The 18694-nt window shown below is 39.8% G+C and carries 13 protein-coding genes; 12 read left to right on the top strand and 1 reads right to left on the bottom strand.

The genetic code is table 11. From position 1 onward, the window contains the following. The first annotated feature begins 3 nt into the window (after positions 1 to 3). The 6 genes from ASD24_RS02095 to ASD24_RS02120 all read left to right on the top strand — a co-directional run bounded on the left by ASD24_RS02095 (position 4) and on the right by ASD24_RS02120 (position 8133). Complete coding sequence (locus ASD24_RS02095) at positions 4 to 858, top strand: DegV family protein (RefSeq protein ID WP_056690796.1); 855 nt, start codon at positions 4 to 6, stop codon at positions 856 to 858. A 258-nt stretch (positions 859 to 1116) separates the two neighbouring features. Further along, on the top strand, positions 1117 to 2853 hold the full coding sequence (locus tag ASD24_RS02100) for a sensor histidine kinase (protein WP_056690798.1): 1737 nt from the start codon (positions 1117 to 1119) through the stop codon (positions 2851 to 2853). Positions 2854 to 2872: 19 nt separating this feature from the next. Beyond that, complete coding sequence (locus tag ASD24_RS02105) at positions 2873 to 4510, top strand: response regulator transcription factor (RefSeq protein WP_056690800.1); 1638 nt, start codon at positions 2873 to 2875, stop codon at positions 4508 to 4510. A 234-nt stretch (positions 4511 to 4744) separates the two neighbouring features. Next, entirely contained in the window at positions 4745 to 6238 is a 1494-nt protein-coding gene (locus tag ASD24_RS02110) for an ABC transporter substrate-binding protein (RefSeq protein ID WP_056690802.1), read from the top strand. Between the two features lie 60 nt (positions 6239 to 6298). Next, positions 6299 to 7231, top strand: coding sequence for an ABC transporter permease (locus ASD24_RS02115; protein ID WP_235540277.1), 933 nt, complete (start codon positions 6299 to 6301; stop codon positions 7229 to 7231). An 11-nt stretch (positions 7232 to 7242) separates the two neighbouring features. After that, the gene (locus ASD24_RS02120; protein ID WP_056690812.1) at positions 7243 to 8133 is read left to right on the top strand and encodes a carbohydrate ABC transporter permease; all 891 of its coding nucleotides are present in this window, start codon (positions 7243 to 7245) and stop codon (positions 8131 to 8133) included. A 94-nt stretch (positions 8134 to 8227) separates the two neighbouring features. On the opposite strand, the gene ASD24_RS02125 is transcribed toward ASD24_RS02120, so the two are convergent. Next, positions 8228 to 9490 carry a helix-turn-helix domain-containing protein gene (locus ASD24_RS02125; RefSeq protein WP_056690813.1) on the bottom strand — a complete coding sequence of 421 codons (1263 nt, stop codon included), beginning with the start codon at positions 9488 to 9490 and terminating at the stop codon, positions 8228 to 8230. Between the two features lie 380 nt (positions 9491 to 9870). Between ASD24_RS02125 and ASD24_RS02130 the strand changes: the two genes are divergently transcribed. The 6 genes from ASD24_RS02130 to ASD24_RS02155 all read left to right on the top strand — a co-directional run bounded on the left by ASD24_RS02130 (position 9871) and on the right by ASD24_RS02155 (position 18692). After that, positions 9871 to 10626 (top strand): SDR family NAD(P)-dependent oxidoreductase, encoded by a 756-nt coding sequence (locus ASD24_RS02130; RefSeq protein WP_056692494.1) that lies wholly within the window; start codon positions 9871 to 9873, stop codon positions 10624 to 10626. Positions 10627 to 10644: 18 nt separating this feature from the next. Further along, positions 10645 to 13053, top strand: coding sequence for a cellulase family glycosylhydrolase (locus ASD24_RS02135; RefSeq protein ID WP_056690815.1), 2409 nt, complete (start codon positions 10645 to 10647; stop codon positions 13051 to 13053). Positions 13054 to 13338: 285 nt separating this feature from the next. Continuing rightward, positions 13339 to 14934, top strand: coding sequence for a response regulator (locus tag ASD24_RS02140; protein WP_056690817.1), 1596 nt, complete (start codon positions 13339 to 13341; stop codon positions 14932 to 14934). After that, entirely contained in the window at positions 14931 to 16709 is a 1779-nt protein-coding gene (locus ASD24_RS02145) for a sensor histidine kinase (RefSeq protein WP_056690821.1), read from the top strand. Before ASD24_RS02140 ends, ASD24_RS02145 begins: the two co-directional genes overlap by 4 nt. Positions 16710 to 16815: 106 nt before the next feature. Beyond that, positions 16816 to 17781, top strand: coding sequence for an ABC transporter permease (locus ASD24_RS02150; protein ID WP_056690824.1), 966 nt, complete (start codon positions 16816 to 16818; stop codon positions 17779 to 17781). Positions 17782 to 17807: 26 nt separating this feature from the next. Further along, complete coding sequence (locus ASD24_RS02155) at positions 17808 to 18692, top strand: carbohydrate ABC transporter permease (protein ID WP_056690827.1); 885 nt, start codon at positions 17808 to 17810, stop codon at positions 18690 to 18692. Positions 18693 to 18694 lie beyond the last annotated feature (2 nt).

Genomic DNA, 18694 nt, shown 5'->3' on the forward strand with positions numbered 1-18694 from the left:
AATATGGCAAAAGTTCGCATATTTGCGGATAGCATATCGGATATCCCTCAGGAATGGATCATGAAATACAACATTGGCATTGTGCCCTTGCATATTGTATTTGAAGACGAATCGTTTCTCGATCGTATCGAGATAGATACCCATGAGATGTACAGAAGGGTAGAGGAATCTGGCAAGTTGCCAAAGACTGCAGCACCTTCACCTGCTGATTTTATTCGAATATTCAGTCCTGCAATTGAAAATGGAGAAGATGTACTGTTTATCAGTATGTCTTCTGAGTTATCGTCTACTTATCAGAACGCCCTAATTGCAGCGAGAGAATTTCCGGCTGGTCGAATAACTGTGATAGATTCATTAAATGTATCGGCTGGAGCAGCCATGATTGTTCTCTTGGCTACCAGAGCTGCAGTAGAGGGACAAAGTGCACTAAGTATTTCAGAGAAAATTCATCAGCTGAGAGATGAAGTACAATTAAACGTACTAGTAAATGGACTTGATTATTTACATAAAGGCGGAAGAGTAAGTAATCTACAACATTTAGTTGGAAGTATCCTTCGAATCAGGCCAATCCTTTATGTAAGACAAGGCCGCGTTTTCTCTGGTGTGAAATACCGTGGGAACAAAGAGCGAGTTCTCCGTAAACTGTTAGATAGCATTCTTTCACATATTCACCGTATTGATCATGATCAGGTTATTATAGCCCATACTTTGGAGGCGGAATCAGCAGAATGGGTCAGAAATATAATCCTTGAAGAAACCTGTATACGTGATGTATTTATTATTGAAGGTGGCTGTGCGATCTGTTCTCACAGCGGTCCACACAGTCTCGCAATCAGCTTCATTATGAAGTTGAGTTAGTTAATGAATTCATTTATTCAAATAAGAAGTTACCCCTGTGGTGACTTCTTATTTGATATTCAGATTTTCAATTTAACTAAACATTAAATCTTAAATTAGAAACGGAAGATTCATTTAAGACACGATGTCGGCATAAGCACAGTGAGATGTCATGAATTTGGTAGAAATAATTTCTGAATTATGATCAAATTAATAAGAGTAAGCAGTTATGGTTACTAGATACTACGGTCCTACTTTCAATACATAGGAGGAATAAAAATGGGTATACATTTTCCTCGTTTTTCATGGAACTCGATTCGTTTCAAACTGGTTGTGGGCTTGTTTGTTGTTACATTACCGCTCATAACTCTCCTTATTTACAACAATCGCTACAGTATCGATGTGGTCCGTAACCAAGTAGCTATCTCTAACAAGAATTTGATCTCTTTATATATGAACCAGATTGATGACCGGTTAGAACTTGCCGAGAAGAATATACTCGGACTGGCCACAACGAACTCTGATATTCAGTCCATGGGTACGCCAAACTCCGAAGATGAATATCAAATAGCGAAGTATAATGCTTCAGTTGATCTGTCCAATAGTATGTTCTTATACAAATCTATTGATGCATTTTTTGTTTATGTACCCAACCGTCAAGATTTATTAGATATTTCGCAATCTTCCGTTCCATTCCCCGAACGGATAGAAGTTGAACAAAATCTAATTAAACACTTAAATCAATTATCTGATTCGTCCCAAATGCCAAGCAACTCGTGGTATATACAAAATGTTGGTGATCAAAGTTATCTCCTCCGTGTCACTGAAGCAGATAACTTATTTATTGGTGCCTGGGTTAATGCTAATACACTACTTGGTCCTCTGAGTTTAATAGATTTTGGGGAAAATGGTAGCGGACTTCTCATCACATCTGCAGGGAAACCGATGGTTCGTTCGGATTTAGATCTTGAACATGTTGATCTTACGAAAGGATTTCAACATTATTATCTAACCGGTGACAGAAACAACTTGATGGTTGTTGGGCAATCCTCTAGTGAAGGGGATTTCAGTCTGGCTGCAATCATCCCTAACAATCAGATCTTGCAAAACCTGCCTATGTTATCATGGTTAATTGGTTGGATATCATTTTCTGCCATTGCATTAGTACCAATAAGTCTATATTTTCTACATCGCACCTTGTTAGTGCCTTTAAACCGTCTCATTGCAGTCATGAATAAAATTAATAAAGGCTTATTGCATGTTCGCGTTGAGGATTACAAAACATCCGACGAATTTTTAATGGTATACCACACTTTTAATATGATGATTAAACAAATTGAGAAATTGAAAATTGATGTGTATGAAGAACAATTGAGTAAGCAGAGAATCGAACTTCAGCACCTCCAACTTCAGATTAATCCTCATTTCTTTATGAATTCGTTAAACATTCTATATAGCTTGGCTCAAGTGAAGAATTTTACTCTTATTCAAGATATGACCCTGTGCCTGGTTCGCTACTTCAGGTTTATGTTCCGAAGCAATCTTTCCTTTGTAACGCTAACTGAGGAACTTGAACATGTCCGCAATTATGTTCGAATCCAGGAATTGCGTTTCCCAGAACAAGTGACTTGTACTATAGAATATCCTGAAATGTTAAAACATTTAAACATCCCTCCACTGCTCATTCAAACTTTTCTTGAGAATTCAATCAAACATAGCGTTACTTTAGAGGAACCTTTGCATCTCTCGGTCATACTTGAATTACGAGAAACAGGTTTAAATCCATTTATTGAAATCATTATTAGAGACACGGGTAGAGGATTTCCTGAAGATGTATTGACGCAAATTCGTTCGGGAAACCGAATCGTTGATGAGAAAGGTGAACACATAGGCATATGGAATCTTAAGAAAAGGTTACTTCTACTATATGGTCAGGATGCGTCATTATCCTGTTATAATGGCTTTCCCCAAGGCGCTGTAGTAGTGGTTCGACTTCCTTACGCTGAAGAGCTCTAGAAAGGTGGCTTATATTACTATGTACCAGTTAATTATTGTTGATGATGAGATACATGCTGTGGAAGGGATTCGCCTGGGTATGGATTGGAGTAAGCTGGGGATTGATAAAGTTTTAACGGCGCATACGGTTAAGCAGGCAAAAGAATTGTTTGAGGAAAAGCGTATTGATATCATGCTCTGTGATATCGAGATGCCTCAAGCATCCGGTTTGGAGTTAGCCCAATGGGTTCGAGAACGATTTCCTCAAACAGAAACTATTTTTCTAACGTGTCACGCTGATTTTGACTATGCCAAGCAGGCAATCCGATTAGGAAGTTTAGATTATATCTTAAAGCCTGTACCATTCAATGAACTGGAAAAGGTAATCCTCAAAGCAAAAGAAAGGATTCACAAAGAAGCAGAGTTTATTCAAATTAGTCAATTTGGGCAATTCTGGTTTCAACTTCAACCAATGTTAAACGAACGGTTCTGGCAGGATATTCTGAATCAAACTATTCCATCCAATCCACAAGCTCTGAGTCTCGCTGCTGCCGATCGAAATATTGAATATCTAGCTGAAATGTTATTTTTACCAATCTTGATTAACATTCAAAGATGGCATAAATCCCTGACCTTACGTGAGGAGAAGATATTGGAGTATGGTCTTAAAAATTCTGCTGAGGAAATACTTCTTAAGTCAAAAAAAGAAGGATTGGTTATTGCGCTAAGCAATAGAAGAATACTTACCATACTTTCTTTAGAAGAAAAAGAGGATCTCACAGCCGCATTAGAGCAAGAAGGGCAACGCTATGTTGAGGAATGCAGTCATTATTTTTATTGTGACATTTCATGTTATATTGGACAACCTGTTCATGGTCATGAAATGTTGGATATGGTGAACAAACTTAATGAATTGGATCGCAATAATGTTGCATACAACAATAAAGTGTTTTTCCTATCTAAATCTCAAATCAACTCTTCACATTATGAGGCTGCAAATATCAAGTTATGGAGTGTTATGTTAAATAAAGATTCATTTGATGAAGTATTAAGTGAATCTACCGAGTATTTAAATGGTCTGGATAGAGGGGTTCTAAACGCCGATCTTTTGAACCGTGTCTACCAGGACTTTCAACAGATGATGTATTTTGTACTACAAACAAAAGGGATTCAAGCGCATCAATTATACAGTGATTCATTTTCACAGCAAATGAGTTTGAATGCTACTCGTTCCTTAACCAATTTAATTGAGTGGGTTGAACACACGTTAATAAAAGCAAAAGAATATGTACATTCGGTAGAACAATCATTAACTGTTGTACAGAAAGTAATGCAGTTCATACAACTTAATATATCCAAGGATATTTCCCGAGAAGAAATTGCCAATCATGTCTTTCTTAATCCAGATTACCTAACACGTATTTTTAAAAAAGAAACGGGTATTGCTGTATCTGATTACTTATTTCAAGAAAGGTTAAGAATCGCCAAAGAACTCTTGATAAAAACCGATATGCAAATTAGTGCAATAGCTTCCCATATTGGATATGTGAATTTTTCTCATTTTTCACGGATGTTTAAGAAGCATACCAATATGAATCCGAATGAATTTCGCAATACACATCAACAATCCAAAAGCAAAATTATAATTAGCGGAGTCGAAGAGGACACTCGACTTTAGTTTATGCAACTATATAGCAATATTTTAATAAATGAGCCAGTCAAGTTTACACTTGACCGGTTCATTTTATTGCTTAGGCTGATGTACTAATCATAGTCGTTAAATGAATATTGAAAGGTCGTACAAACAGCAGAATTGCAGGCGAGTACTCTGTAAACTATAAGTATCCACTTCTGAACACCACACATTTAAAGGTTGTCATAAGTAGAAAAATGATCATGAGGGGGAAGAATTATGAAAAAGAAATTGAAGTTATTCAGCGTACTGATCCTAGCATCGGTATTGCTATTATCTGCATGCAGTAGTGAGGACAGTAGTACCAATCAAGGTGAGAAAAGTAATGAAGATGTGACTGAACTAAAGGTCGCATTTCCTATTTTTGGTGCACTACCAAAAGACATGTCTCTTATTGAAGATGCCGTTAACGAATTAGCTCAACAGAAAATCAACGTGAGGGTGAAACTAATACCCATAAGCTTTTCCAACTGGATGCAGCAAACCAATTTGATGTTTTCCAGTGGAGAACAACTTGATCTGATGCCTAGCATTTATAATTACAGCCAGTCCGTTCTACAAGGGCAATTGATTCCACTAGATGGGCTATTAACAAGCCATGGACAAGGAATTGTTAAGGCTCTGGATCCTGCCTATCTAGATGCCTCAAAAGTGAATGGGATTATCTACGGTGTGCCAACTTTGCATGAAATGGCTGTCGTTAACGGAGTGTCCATGCGAAAAGATATTGTTAAGAAGTATGGTGTTGATACTAGTAAACTGCAAACCATTGAGGATCTGGAAGAAGTGCTGAAAACAGTTAAAGCTGGAGAACCCAACATGGCACCTTTAATCCCGTCTACTGTAGGTGCATCTATACTTAATAATTACAAAACATTTGATGAACTTAGCAACACTATAGGTGTTCTTCCAAATTACGATAATAATTTAAAAGTAGTTAATCTGTATGAGACTAAAGAATATGCTGAGCAGCTTAAAATGCTTAGGAGGTGGTATCAGGAAGGGTTAATTCTACAAGATGCTTCAACCAATCAAGCTAATCCATCAGATCTGATAAATTCTGAACGCGGCTTCTCATTTCTAACTAGTGCACATCCGGCAGCACTAAGCGAAACAGCTAAGTCTAATGGTGTGGAGATGAAGGTTTATAAATTCTCACAGCCTCCTGTTTCCACAACATCTCAAATAACAAATACGATGTGGGGAATCACTGTAAACTCCAAGAACCCGGATAAGGCGATGGAATTTCTGAATCTGATGTACTCTGATAAGGAAATTGCCAACTTATTGATATGGGGTATTGAGGGTAAGCATTATGAGATCAAATCTGGTAATATTATTGGTTTTCCTGAAGGCGTTAATGCTCAAAGTTCGGGATACTATATGAATATGGGGTGGTTATTTGGTAATCAATTCATAGCAAACGTCTGGGAGGGGACTGACCCTGAATTGTGGGAGAAAGTAAAACAGTTTAATGCATCGGCTACGAGATCAAAAGCATTGGGTTTTACTTTTGATTCATCGACAGTGAAGACTGAGGTAGCATCTATCGGCAATGTTATTACTCAATACGCGCTTCCCCTTGAAACAGGGAGTGTAGACCCGGATAAAATCCTGCCTAAATTTATAGAAAGCTTAAAAGCAGCAGGCATTGACAAGGTGATTGCAGAGAAGCAAAAGCAGCTTGATGAATGGGTACAAGAACAGAATTAACTGTCATTTCAACGTCACAATAGATCAACAATAGATCGTAATGAAAGAAGGGAGTGCTGAATGATGAAAGGCAGATTAAATGGTGCAAGAAGGACACTATGGAAATATGGTTCCCTTTATTTAATGATGTTACCCGGAGTTGCTTATCTGATCATTAACAACTATATGCCTATGTATGGAATAAGCATTGCATTTAAAGATATTAATTTCGCAAAGGGAATCTGGGGTAGTGACTGGAATGGTATGGACAACTTCAAATTTTTATTTTCATCGTCCGATGCTTTCATTATTACCCGTAATACCATTCTATATAATGCAGCTTTTATTATTATCGGACTTATTGTTGGAGTGGGAACAGCTATTCTACTGAATGAAATCAAGAATCAGTTGGCAGTCAAGTTCTATCAAAGTGTGTTACTGCTGCCTTATCTAATTTCTATGGTTCTGGTAAGTTATCTGGTGTATTCGTTACTAAGTGTGAATGTAGGGCTAATGAACAAGACGATCCTGCCGGCCTTAGGCATAGACCCTGTATCTTGGTATAATGAGCCCAAATTCTGGCCATTCATATTGGTCATCGTAAACTTATGGAAGGGTATAGGCTTCTCCTGTGTAGTGTACCTTGCAGCCATTATTGGTATTGATAAGGAGTATTATGAGGCAGCCAAGTTGGATGGCGCTAGTAAATGGCAGCAGATACGTAAGATCACAGTTCCATTAATCACACCAATTATTGTCATGATGACCCTATTAAGTATAGGGCGTATTTTTTACTCAGACTTTGGATTGTTCTATCAAGTGCCCATGAATTCCGGTGCCTTATACAGTACAACAAATGTTATTGATACGTATGTATTCCGCGCACTTATGCAGCTTGGTGATATTGGGATGTCTGCTGCGGCAGGATTGTACCAATCTGTTGTAGGTTTTATCCTTGTCATTCTTTCAAATTATACGGTTCGAAAAATTAACAAAGAAAATGCGTTGTTCTAGGAGGTATTGTGATGGCTAAAGAAGAACGTTTATGGCATTGGGGTTCTAATATTATTTTGATCTTGTTGTCTCTTGCATGTATATGTCCATTCCTGCTTCTTGTCATATCCTCATTAACTGATGAGCAATCTATTATTCAACAAGGCTACTCCTTCTTCCCGGAGACATTTAGTTTTGCAGCTTATGAATATATATGGCAGCAATCCTCTCTCATTTTTAATGCGTATGGAATCACAATTTTTGTTACCGTAGTTGGAACTGCATCCAGTTTACTTATTACTTCAATGCTAGCTTATCCTCTTTCAAGACCGGATTTGCCTGGTGGCAAATTTGTAGCATTCCTTTTGTTCTTTGCTTTGTTATTCAACGGAGGATTAGCTCCAACTTACATCATATATACTCAAATATTCCATCTGAAAAATACACTTGCAGCTCTTATTATTCCAGGATTATTAATGAACGGATTTAGTGTGCTGATGATGAGAGGTTTTTTCATGACGACAGTACCTTCCTCGGTTTTGGAGTCGGCAAGTATAGACGGGGCTAGAGAGTTTACAATTTATCGGAAAATTGTGTTACCGCTTTCATTGCCTATATTGGCTGTTGTGGGTTTGTTGCAAGGACTTATGTATTGGAATGATTGGTTCAATGGTTTGATTTATCTTACTGATCCTAAACTATACAGCTTGCAAACCGTGATGAACCAACTGATGAGTAACATCCAGTTTCTTTCCAACAACAGTTCAGTTAGTTCATTGGCAAGCGACTCCATGCAAGAGCTGCCAACAGAGGCTTTCCGCATGGCTATTGCGGTAATCAGCATTGCTCCCATTATGCTAGCTTATCCTTTTCTACAGAAATATTTTGTCAAAGGTTTAGCTCTGGGAGCGGTTAAGGGTTAAGCGATATAGCAGTACTTGGTCTTTCATTTTAAAGCTCATCATGTATTGAACATGATGAGCTTTTGATTTTATTAAAGATGTTGTCCGCCCTAATTTACTCTTCATCGTCGTTCACAATGTTAAATTTGTTCTTGTCTCTGTATTTTTTCGGTGTCAGGTCTGTATGTTTTTTAAAGATCTTAATAAAATGGGTTTGATCATAAAAATTCAATTTAGCTGCTATTGCAGTAACAGGTAGTTGGGTTAATTCCAACATTTTTTTTGCTTCTTCAATTTTCTCTGCTTGAATGAACTGGGTAATCGTCACTCCTGTTTCTTTCTTGAAGAGCTGAGACAAGTAATTTTCCTGTAAACCAGCCTTTTTGGCTAGAACAGACAAAGTAATATTTTCATATAAGTGGTTAAAAATATATTCCTGGCAAGACGCAATGGACTTGGAGAAATTTTTCCGTTTACTGTTAGAAACCCGATCAACAAAGTCTATTAATGCATCGCCAATGGCAGCAACTACCGCACTGTATTCACGAAGATCTTCGATATGCTGAATATGAAGATCGCTGAGAGTATAAGCGATTTCTGGATATAGACCTCCTTCAATCGCAGCTCGCGCAGCGAGTGCAATCGAATAGATGCCAAGATTTTTTATCCTTCGCAACTGGTTATAGTTAGACAGAATACCAGGGCCATCGTAATTAGCCGTAAGTGTCATTTGATTAAAGGCAGTTTTATCCCCGTTTTTAATAGACCTCAACAGCTGTTTCTCGATCTCAAATACACCACTGAATTCGAATGATTCCCGTCGATCGGAAATGACGATTTCGGCAAGTTTACTTGAATCAGACTCAGGCTCAAATCGAAAATGTTTTTCCATAATATCAGTGATATCAAGCATGATTTCATTGATTAGATGGTGTACCAAAATTCCGATATGATTAAGGCGTTTTGTTGAATAGAGAGGTAGTCGCTGCAAGTAGGAATTCCACTCAGGTGTCGCAGTGTAATGGCATTCTCTCAACAGATCATTGATGATTTCGTTGTTCATCGAGATCACGGTAGTAGGACCAATAACGATGATTGCCTCCATAACACGATCATCAAGTAACGGAACAACGATAAAGGATTCTCCTAAAGGGGTTGTATGAATATTTGGGACAAGCAAAGGTTGAACTTGTTGCTTCAGAAGCCCAACAAGCTCTGAGTGATGGTTAAAAAGAGGATTAATTGGTATACCTTCCAGGAGGTAAGTGAAAATCTCGTCATGATCATCCATCCAAGTGTAACAGATAGGTAGTTGCAAGCTCTCTAGTAACAATTTGCACGAGTTATGTAAGCGTTCATCAGCTTGAGCTGATCTCATTCGATTCACATCCTACAAGTACATTGATTTATACTTTTTTAATAAGAATCATACCATAAACAATACATATTTAATATTAGAATTAGTGTTAGTTCCACAATCTAAACGAGGTGATTAAAGTGGCTTTTACAGAAAACACAAAGTTAAAGGAATTGCTTGCCAACGAAGAAGCCGTAAAAATTTTAGAAAAATATTTGCCTGGGATCTCTACTAATCCAATGATTAGCATGGCAAATAGTTTTACGTTGAAGCAACTTAGTGCTATTCCACAGGCCAATATTTCAGAAGAGCTTATTTCAGTTATTTTGTCAGATCTATCGTCTATCTCTACAACTGCTCAGCCGAGTTCAGCGGAGACTGTCCAAAATAGAAGTAACAATTTGGAAAATGGGCTAGTTGCTATTGTAACCGGAGCTGGTGGAGGTATTGGCCGAGCTGCATGTCTAAGACTTTCTGAATCTGGTTTCAAGATTGTGGCTGTTGATTTCAACACCGTGTCTGGTACGGAAACGGTTAATCTGATTCAGCAACGAGGTGGGGAGAGCCTGTTTTTACAGGCAGATGTTACAAAGGAAGAAGATGTCGAACGTTACACGAAGGCTACGATAGAAGCTTATGGTCGAATAGATGTCTTTTTCAACAATGCCGGAGTTTTGCAAAAGTTCTCTTTACTTGAGAACCTTGAAACAATGGAGTTTGACCGGGTTATGAACGTAAATGTACGAGGTAGTTTCTTGGGATTAAAGAAGGTGCTATCAATAATGAACGCACAGGGGTTTGGTTCAATCATTAATACAGCGTCCACTGCAGGAATTCGTGCTGAACATAGTATGTCTGCATATACAGCAAGTAAACATGCCGTTATTGGTTTGACGAAAGCAGCGGCCATTGAATACGTTCGTAAAGGTATTCGCGTGAATGCCATTTGTCCTGGTGGTGTCGATACAGCACTGACACAATCTGTTCCTACGATGATGCAGGAATCAGGCTATACACCAGAAGAGTTTCCTAATATGCGCATCGGACGCTTTGCTGAACCATCCGAGATCGCGGAAATGGTCGACTTTCTGGCTTCAGATAAATCGCGTTACATTACAGGTTCCATCATCGCCGTGGATGGTGGATTAACTCTATAACATGAAGGAGGACTAAGAATGAAGCAGAGAATTAAGATCGACAAGGCAACACCCAATAACGGGGTATTGGATTTTTCGAAATTGTTGGATGCTCCAGCGGGTAAGCATGGTTTCACTCAAGTTAGAGATGGCAATTTATACTTTGCTGATGGCACTCGTGCGAAGTTTATAGGTTTCAATTTGCCTACTCGTTCTAATACACCTGATCATCATACTGCTGAGCGATTGGCTGAGCGCTTTGCATCTATGGGAGTTAATGTCATTCGACTTCATGCTGCTGACGCTGCACCTGGTCCTTCTGGATGGAGTTCAAGTGTGGACAATCCTTTGATTGATTATGATAGCGGTTCCAGCAGGAACTTTAATGAGAAAGGTCTTGATCGTTTTGATTATTTCATTGCAAAGCTAAAGGAAAAGGGCATTTATGTGCAGATCGATCTACTGGTGGCGCGTGTTTTTCAAAACGGAGATGATCTGGATTATGCTGATTCACCGCCTTTTTTCTTCAAAGGCTTCACTCACGTTAATGAAAGATTAATTGAACTTCAGAAGGAATTTGCAACCAATCTCCTATGTCATGTGAATCCATATACCGGACTGGCTTTAATTGACGACCCTGTAGTTATGACCATTCAGGTCAATAATGAGGATTCCATCTTTCGGGGGACGGAAGACATTAAGAATGAGAAAGGCATAATACCATATCGAGAGGAGTTACAGCGTCGTTTTAACCGGCACCTGCTTGCCAAGTACGATTCAAGGAAGAATCTTGCGAAAGCTTGGACGTATAACGATATCTGTGCACTTGGGGAAGAGGAAGATCCGGAAGCGGGAACGGTTCGTTTTCCAGAAGGCAGCTTCTATCAGGTAACTAATGATCCAATGGGGGATTGGGCAGGGAATGTAAGCCCGGCACGTTATGCCGATTTTATGGAATTTGGTATTGATGTAAATCGTCGTTACTACAACACCATGATTGATCATATCAGATCGTTAGGAGCAAAAGTCCCTGTAAACACAAGCAACCTCCTGAATGGTACAGCGGATGTTTATTCCCATATAGACGGGGATATTATGGAGAATAATACATACTTTAACCATCCAATGCCGCCATTTCACCAAGAAACTCTTGTGGTGCCGGGGATGCGGGAGTACGTGACTTCTAATCCGCTGACTGTACACAAGGATGGAATATATATGCGTACTGAAATGCTGCAAATGGCTACTACAGCAGTGGTTGCCGGTAAACCTTTTATCCTGAGCGAATGGAATGAGTATGGTGTTAATCCTTTTCACTCCACGGCATTTATATCCATGGCAGCATATGCTTGTCTGAATGACTGGGACGGTCTTATGGTCTATTGTTATCATACTTCAGAAAGCTGGAACGACCAGCCGGATGATGTCATCACTGACATTTTTGATGCTTACAATGATCCGTCACTTATTTGCCAGTTTGGTTTTATGGCATCATTATTTCTGGGAAGTTTGGTACGCCCGGCTGAGCACCAAGTGGATCTCGTTTTCACCAAAAATGATCTTAAAACCCTTCCGTCTTCATTTAGCATGCCGAATACTTTTCTTCCATACATCACTAGCCTACGTAACGTATTTCTGGATCAGGGGGATACTTATACTGGCGATGCCGATGTCGCGATCACTGGAGGCTTTGTTAACAACGGTGATCTCTCTCAGGCCAAGCACGCAGTTTACTTCTCTTGGTCTTCCTTTAGGGATGCCATGAGACACACGTCTGGTACAGGACGATTAGAGAGACTTGCAGAGCAGACTGATGAAGAATTGACTGGTGCGAAATTGGGCGACAGGCTACTGGTATTTGAAGACATCAGTTCATTGGCTGGCAATGGTGATTATACCGCTTTTGCATCCAAGATAGACACAGCACTCAAGCGTTGGGGGCTTCTACCTAGTGACCGTGGTTTAGTTGCTAATGCCCTAATCTCTGATACTGGTGAGATAAACTTTGATCCCATTGCGGGTACGTTCGGTATCCACACCCCAGGTTGTAGCTACTTTAGTGGAGATCCTGCCGGAGGTATTAAGCTCACAAAGGATATTGTCCTGAATGCTTACAATGATCGTTTGTCCGCCGCTTTATTACCTGTGAACTGCGATCACATAGACGTTGCCAAATCATTTCTTATCACGTTACTCGGTCCTACTGGAATGGACGAAACGATTTTTACTTCTGATGGTTTTACTACGATAGTTGATCATCAAGGTAAATTGTATGCAGATACCGCTGAAGGTTCTTTGATTGTCCAAAGCCAGAAGGCAACGCTCACGGCTCTGGATACAGTGGGTACGCCTCTTGTCAACATTGTAGGAACTCCCGCTGATGGTGGTGTAGTTTTTAATCTTGACGGTACTATTCCGGCAGTTCACTTCCTGCTGGAGTTAGCTTAAAATGAAGGTGGGTTGGCATTTTATAAGTAAGCGCTAACAAAATAAACAAAGAATAACCAAGTTTTACCCCGTAGATTGTACACCTCAACAGTAATAAAATGAATGAATCATCATAGACAAGTATGGAGATTTCATAATCCCTACTTTAAGAATATGTCACAATAGTCCATTTAAAAGGGCGGGTATTGACTACTTTTAATAAATGAAGATTTAAGCCGGGGGGAATCCACCGGCTTTCTTGTTATCATAACTTAATGCAATCGAGATTTTTAGGAGGAATACATCATGAAGCTGCTGATCATAGATGACGAGGACAGAACCAGGGAAATGCTGTGTAATCATGTGGATTGGATGGAATTAGGTATTTGTAAAGTGGAGACTGCACGTAATGGATTGGCTGCTCTAGACTTAAGCCGTGTTTTTCTCCCTGATATTGTTCTCTGTGATATCCGGATGCCGAAGATGGATGGCATACAATTTGCTAAATTACTCAGGGAAGAAGATTTATCATGCAAACTGCTGTTTATGAGTGGATTCTCAGATAAAGAGTACTTAATGTCTGCAATCCGGCTGAACGCACTTGACTACATTGAGAAGCCAATTAATCTGGATAAAGTCCGAGAGGCAGTCAGGGCAGCCGTTAAGGCAAGGCAACATGATGAGAAGAAAAGACTTGAAGAACGCCAAATGCAGAATGCCTATGATGAAGGACTCCCTTATCTGAGACAGGAGATGGTTCGTAAGTTAATCACAGTTCCGAGTTCGCTCAATGTACAGAAAGCTCTTGAGAGCAGAGAGACGTTTCTTCTGCCTGCGGAAGGAGAGTACACTGTGATCGTCTCTTCAATATACTGGAAACCGCTTCAGTACATTGAAGATTCAAGGCAGTTACAGGAGGATCTGTTACGTAGGTTGAGTATGAATAGCACACTTGCCTCACTTCGTTGTATTTGTGGATTCGATTCTAGACAATTTTTGATTTTCATCCTGCCTGAAGCATACGGTAGCAGCTATAGGGAGCAACGTAGTGTACTAGAGAAGCTTTATGCAGAAGTAACCGAACTTATAGGAAATAATATCCGTTTTTCGATGGGAGTTGGAGAATCAGTAAAAGAACGAATACGAATTCCAGCTTCCTATAGAAAAGCGATGGATGCGTGTAGTCTTCATTACTATAGCGATGGCAGTCGATTAATTTTTGCCAGTGAACTTGGAGATAACCAAGAACTGGCTACGGATTGGGATTTGGTTCGCCGTTTACGTAACTTTCTCCAACAAGAAGATATTGAAGCTGCCCGCAACATAATTATGAATTGGACTAAGAAGGCAAGGATAGCTTGTGATTTGGATATTATTCGGCTCAAGGACTCCTATTTTCAATTTTTACTGGTCATTCTTGATGTTGCTGTACAGTTAGGGTTCACGGATACGGATGAGGATACAGAACGTCGATACATCTGGAAGGAAATTGACCGAGTTCCCGATCTCTCAAGTATGGAAGAGTACATTCTTTCCTTCCTGGACCTGTTCCAGTTATCGCCTGAACAGGACGGCAGTTCCGCCAAGATGCGAGAGATACTGCAGTATGTACACAAACGCTTTCACGAAAAGGGTTTTGCAATTCTGGATATTGCCAATCATGTGGGTTTAAATGAGACTTATCTTAGCTCCTTATTCAAGAAACAGAGGGGAAGTACAATTAAAGAGTACGTCTCTTCCCTGAGAGTGGAGAGAGCCAAAGAACTTCTATTGGCTAAGGGGCTAAAACTGTATGAAGTAGCTGATCTGACTGGTTTTACTGATGCCAACTACTTCACAACCTTCTTCAAGAAATATGCAGGTTGCACGCCCTCGGAGTACAGGGAGAGGATGGCCAAATGAAACGGATTAACTGGAGGACGTTCGCTGACTTTAGTATCCGTTACAAACTGTTTGCTTCCTATTTAATGGTTATCATCCTCCCTCTGATTCTGCTGCTCTTGCTTCATCTGTATCTGAGCACAAATGAAACAGAGAAGCAGGCAAAGTACTCAGCTCAAAAAATGCTGGAGGAGACCAAGTCGCATCTGCAATATCGTGCTGAAATGGTCAAAGAAGTGTTGAATTCAATTGCATTCAGTGACACGGTTCAGAATCTTGTCTCTGAAGATCCCAAACGGTATGAGGATGTTAACCTCTGGGGATTGGATGCAAACAGACTAAGCCGTGTCGTGGGACAGTTTAGTTACAATTCGGATATTGAATCCGTGCAGGTCTATATGGAACAGGGGCTCGCATCAGTGACAGAGAGTACGGATTTTTTGAGTATGAAGAATTTGAAGCACAGTCTCTGGTTCAGAAACTTCTTAGACAGCCATTCTGTCCTGACTTGGCTGCCTTCTTCGGTCATGGAAGAAAAAAAAGACAATAATGCCATATCAGTACTGCGCGTTATTCCAAGTCCTCATAACATCACGAAAATGGACGGTATTGTACGGGCTCAGATCTCACAGAGCACAATGATATCTATACTGGAACATGCTATGGCGACTCCGTCCACTTCCGTTGCTTTATTTAACGAACAGGGTGAAATTCTCAGTACCTCTAAGACTTTTGAATATACAACTACAGATTTTGAAGAGATATTGTCAAAGGCTTTGACAGGAAGACGTATGAATATTTGGGAAGATAATCTGGAGTTTAATGGACAGCGGATTCTGTTAGGTCTGCAGGAGATACCTGAAACGGATCTGCGTGTAGCGATGATTGTACCTTATACGGATATTTTGAAATCAAGCAATGCTATGCGTGATCGGTTAATCTTTATATTTTTGTTGATCATTCCTCTCACATTGGTTCTATCATTCGTCGTTGCGGGTTCTGCGACTAAACGTTTACGCAAACTTACGAGACATGTGCGTAAGGTCAAGAATGGCGATTTTGGCATGAATCCACTTCCGGTCAATCAGGATGAAATTGGTGAGCTAATTAGTAATTTTAATGTGATGGTGGATAATGTATCAAGATTACTTGAGGAGACCTATACGCTTGGGCGTGAAGTCAAAAATAAGGAGCTAAAAGCGCTACAGGCACAAATTAATCCTCATTTTCTATACAATACCCTGGAACTGATCAATGCGATGGCGATCAACTCCGGAAATGGGGAAATCTCCAAAGTAGTGGATCGATTAGCCTTATTCTATAGGTTGAGCTTATCTAATGGCAGAGAAAGTGTCACTTTGGAGAGTGAACTCACGCATGTGGAATCCTATGTATCGATTCAGAATATGCGATTTAATAACGCAATCACATTGACCATGAACGTTCCACCAGAGCTGTTACATTGTGAAGTACCGAAAATTATGCTTCAGCCTCTGATTGAGAATGCAATTTTGCATGGAATTTTGGAAACCGATTCTGAAAAAGGTGAAATACTTGTTTCCGCAAGAACAGATGAAGGAAACTTGCTTGTGGAAGTTATTGATAATGGTATCGGTATAGACGAAAAGGTGTTAGAAAATATTCTAAACAGCTCGGTTAGCAAAGGTACGGGGGGATTTGGCATATGGAACATTCAGGAGCGTATTAAACTAAATTATGGATCTCAGTACGGATTGTTATACAAAAGTCAATTGGGCGAGGGAACCTCTGTACAAATTTTTATTCCAAAAAAGTAAGCGTTAACAAAGAATATTAAAGAAGATCAGAGCTTTCCCTCGTAGGATGAGAATCACCGTTCCATTACAATGTGAAAGGAGAGAGGCATTTAGAAGGAGGTAGCGTATGAAAGTCAATTTAGAGCGATCTGTAGTGAGCAAACCCAAAAAAATAAAAGGGCTGTCTCCATTGCAGGAGATAAAGAAAAACTGGGTTTTGTATTTAATGTTTGTACCGATTGCTGTTTTTTTTATCATCTTTTCCTATATACCGATGACCGGTATTGTAATGGCTTTTAAAGAATTCAACTACAGGGATGGAATTTTCATGAGTCCCTGGAATGGGCTCGAGAACTTCGAGTACTTCTTTCAGTCAGGTAAAGCATGGATCGTCACAAAAAACACGATCTTGTACAACGTAGTGTTCTTAGGATTATATACGCTGTTCTCGATATTGGTTGCAGTACTGCTATCAGAGACGTATAACAAATTTTTCAAAAAAACTGCTCAGACATTAATGTTTCTGCCTTACTTTATATCCTGGGTTACCGTGTCAGCGTTCGTTTATAACTTTTTCAACTATGAGTTTGGTATAGCCAACGTATTCCTGAGAAATCTCGGTTTGGAAGCTATGGATATCTATTCAACTGAAAGCTACTGGTACCTATTGCTTCCTTTACTTTATGTGTGGAAGTGGGTTGGGTTTGGAAGTGTTTTATACCTGGCAGCGATTGTCGGGATTGATCAGGAGATATATGAAGCAGCAACCATTGATGGAGCTAGTCGGTTCCAAAAAATTATGAAAATAACGCTCCCGTTGTTGAAACCTACAGCGGTGGTACTGATATTACTTGGACTTGGACGAGTCATGCGCGGTGAATTCGATATGTTCTACCAGCTAATCGGCAACAACGGGGCGCTTATGAATGCTACAGATATTATTGATACATTAGTTTTCCGTTCTCTTATGGGCACACAAGACTTTGGTATGGCTTCATCAGTGGGTCTTTATCAGTCCGTACTCACTTTAATCATTATCCTGATTGCTAATTATCTCGTACGTCGTTATGACAAAGAGAACGCACTGTTCTAACTAAAACTTAGAAAGGAGGAAATTTTGTGAATAAAAACAAACTAAATTCAGCTCCGATTTTTCAAGCCTTTTCTTACACTGTTGTAGCAATTGTCGCCATTTTGTGTCTGCTTCCATTTATCGTTCTGATCTCAGGTTCCATTTCAGATGAAGGACAGGTTTTAGCAAAGGGCTATTCCTTTATTCCTCGAGGCTTTTCATTGGATGCATACGCCTTTATTTTTCGTAATCCTGCTGAACTTCTTTCTGCTTATCGGGTGTCGATAATTGTCGCAGTGGTTGGAACCGTTCTGTCACTGCTAATCTCCACGATGGCAGCCTATGTGATGTACCGCAAAGAGGTGAAGTATCGGAACAAACTGGCGTTCTTCCTGTTCTTCACCACATTATTCAGTGGTGGCTTAGCACCCTTTTTCATCTGGGTTACCAGTTACTTGCATCTGAAGAACACGCTTGCAGTTTTGATACTGCTTCCTATGTTCAACGTGATGTACGTTTTGATCCTCCGAAGCTTCATTAAAGGTTCGGTGCCTGAGCCGCTTGTGGAATCGGCGAAAATTGACGGAGCAGGAGACTTTCGAATTTTCTGGCAAATGGTTCTGCCCCTCTGCAAACCAGCGCTTGCTTCAATCGGCCTGTTCACTATTTTAGCCTACTGGAACGACTGGTGGACACCTATGATGTTCACTGATAAACAGGAGTATGTACCCCTTCAGTATATGCTCTATAAAATGTTGTCTTCAATGAATATGTCAGCTGCCCTGGCTCAGCATGTATCCTCTCTTGAAATGCCGAAGGAAACATTCAAGCTTGCTATGACCGTTATTGCTACAGGTCCGGTTGTGATCCTGTTTCCATTTCTTCAACAGTATTTTGTTAAAGGAATCACCATTGGTGCCGTCAAAGGCTAAAT

Source organism: Paenibacillus sp. Root52 (assembly GCF_001426865.1).
Lineage (GTDB): Bacteria > Bacillota > Bacilli > Paenibacillales > Paenibacillaceae > Paenibacillus.

Bases quoted from the DNA above. Each gene is read 5' to 3' on its own strand.
- ASD24_RS02095 (WP_056690796.1), top strand. From the start codon at position 4: ATGGCAAAAGTTCGCATATTTGCGGATAGCATATCGGATATCCCTCAG.
- ASD24_RS02100 (WP_056690798.1), top strand. From the start codon at position 1,117: ATGGGTATACATTTTCCTCGTTTTTCATGGAACTCGATTCGTTTCAAA.
- ASD24_RS02105 (WP_056690800.1), top strand. From the start codon at position 2,873: ATGTACCAGTTAATTATTGTTGATGATGAGATACATGCTGTGGAAGGG.
- ASD24_RS02110 (WP_056690802.1), top strand. From the start codon at position 4,745: ATGAAAAAGAAATTGAAGTTATTCAGCGTACTGATCCTAGCATCGGTA.
- ASD24_RS02115 (WP_235540277.1), top strand. From the start codon at position 6,299: ATGATGAAAGGCAGATTAAATGGTGCAAGAAGGACACTATGGAAATAT.
- ASD24_RS02120 (WP_056690812.1), top strand. From the start codon at position 7,243: ATGGCTAAAGAAGAACGTTTATGGCATTGGGGTTCTAATATTATTTTG.
- ASD24_RS02125 (WP_056690813.1), bottom strand. From the start codon at position 9,490: ATGAGATCAGCTCAAGCTGATGAACGCTTACATAACTCGTGCAAATTG.
- ASD24_RS02135 (WP_056690815.1), top strand. From the start codon at position 10,645: ATGAAGCAGAGAATTAAGATCGACAAGGCAACACCCAATAACGGGGTA.
- ASD24_RS02140 (WP_056690817.1), top strand. From the start codon at position 13,339: ATGAAGCTGCTGATCATAGATGACGAGGACAGAACCAGGGAAATGCTG.
- ASD24_RS02145 (WP_056690821.1), top strand. From the start codon at position 14,931: ATGAAACGGATTAACTGGAGGACGTTCGCTGACTTTAGTATCCGTTAC.
- ASD24_RS02150 (WP_056690824.1), top strand. From the start codon at position 16,816: ATGAAAGTCAATTTAGAGCGATCTGTAGTGAGCAAACCCAAAAAAATA.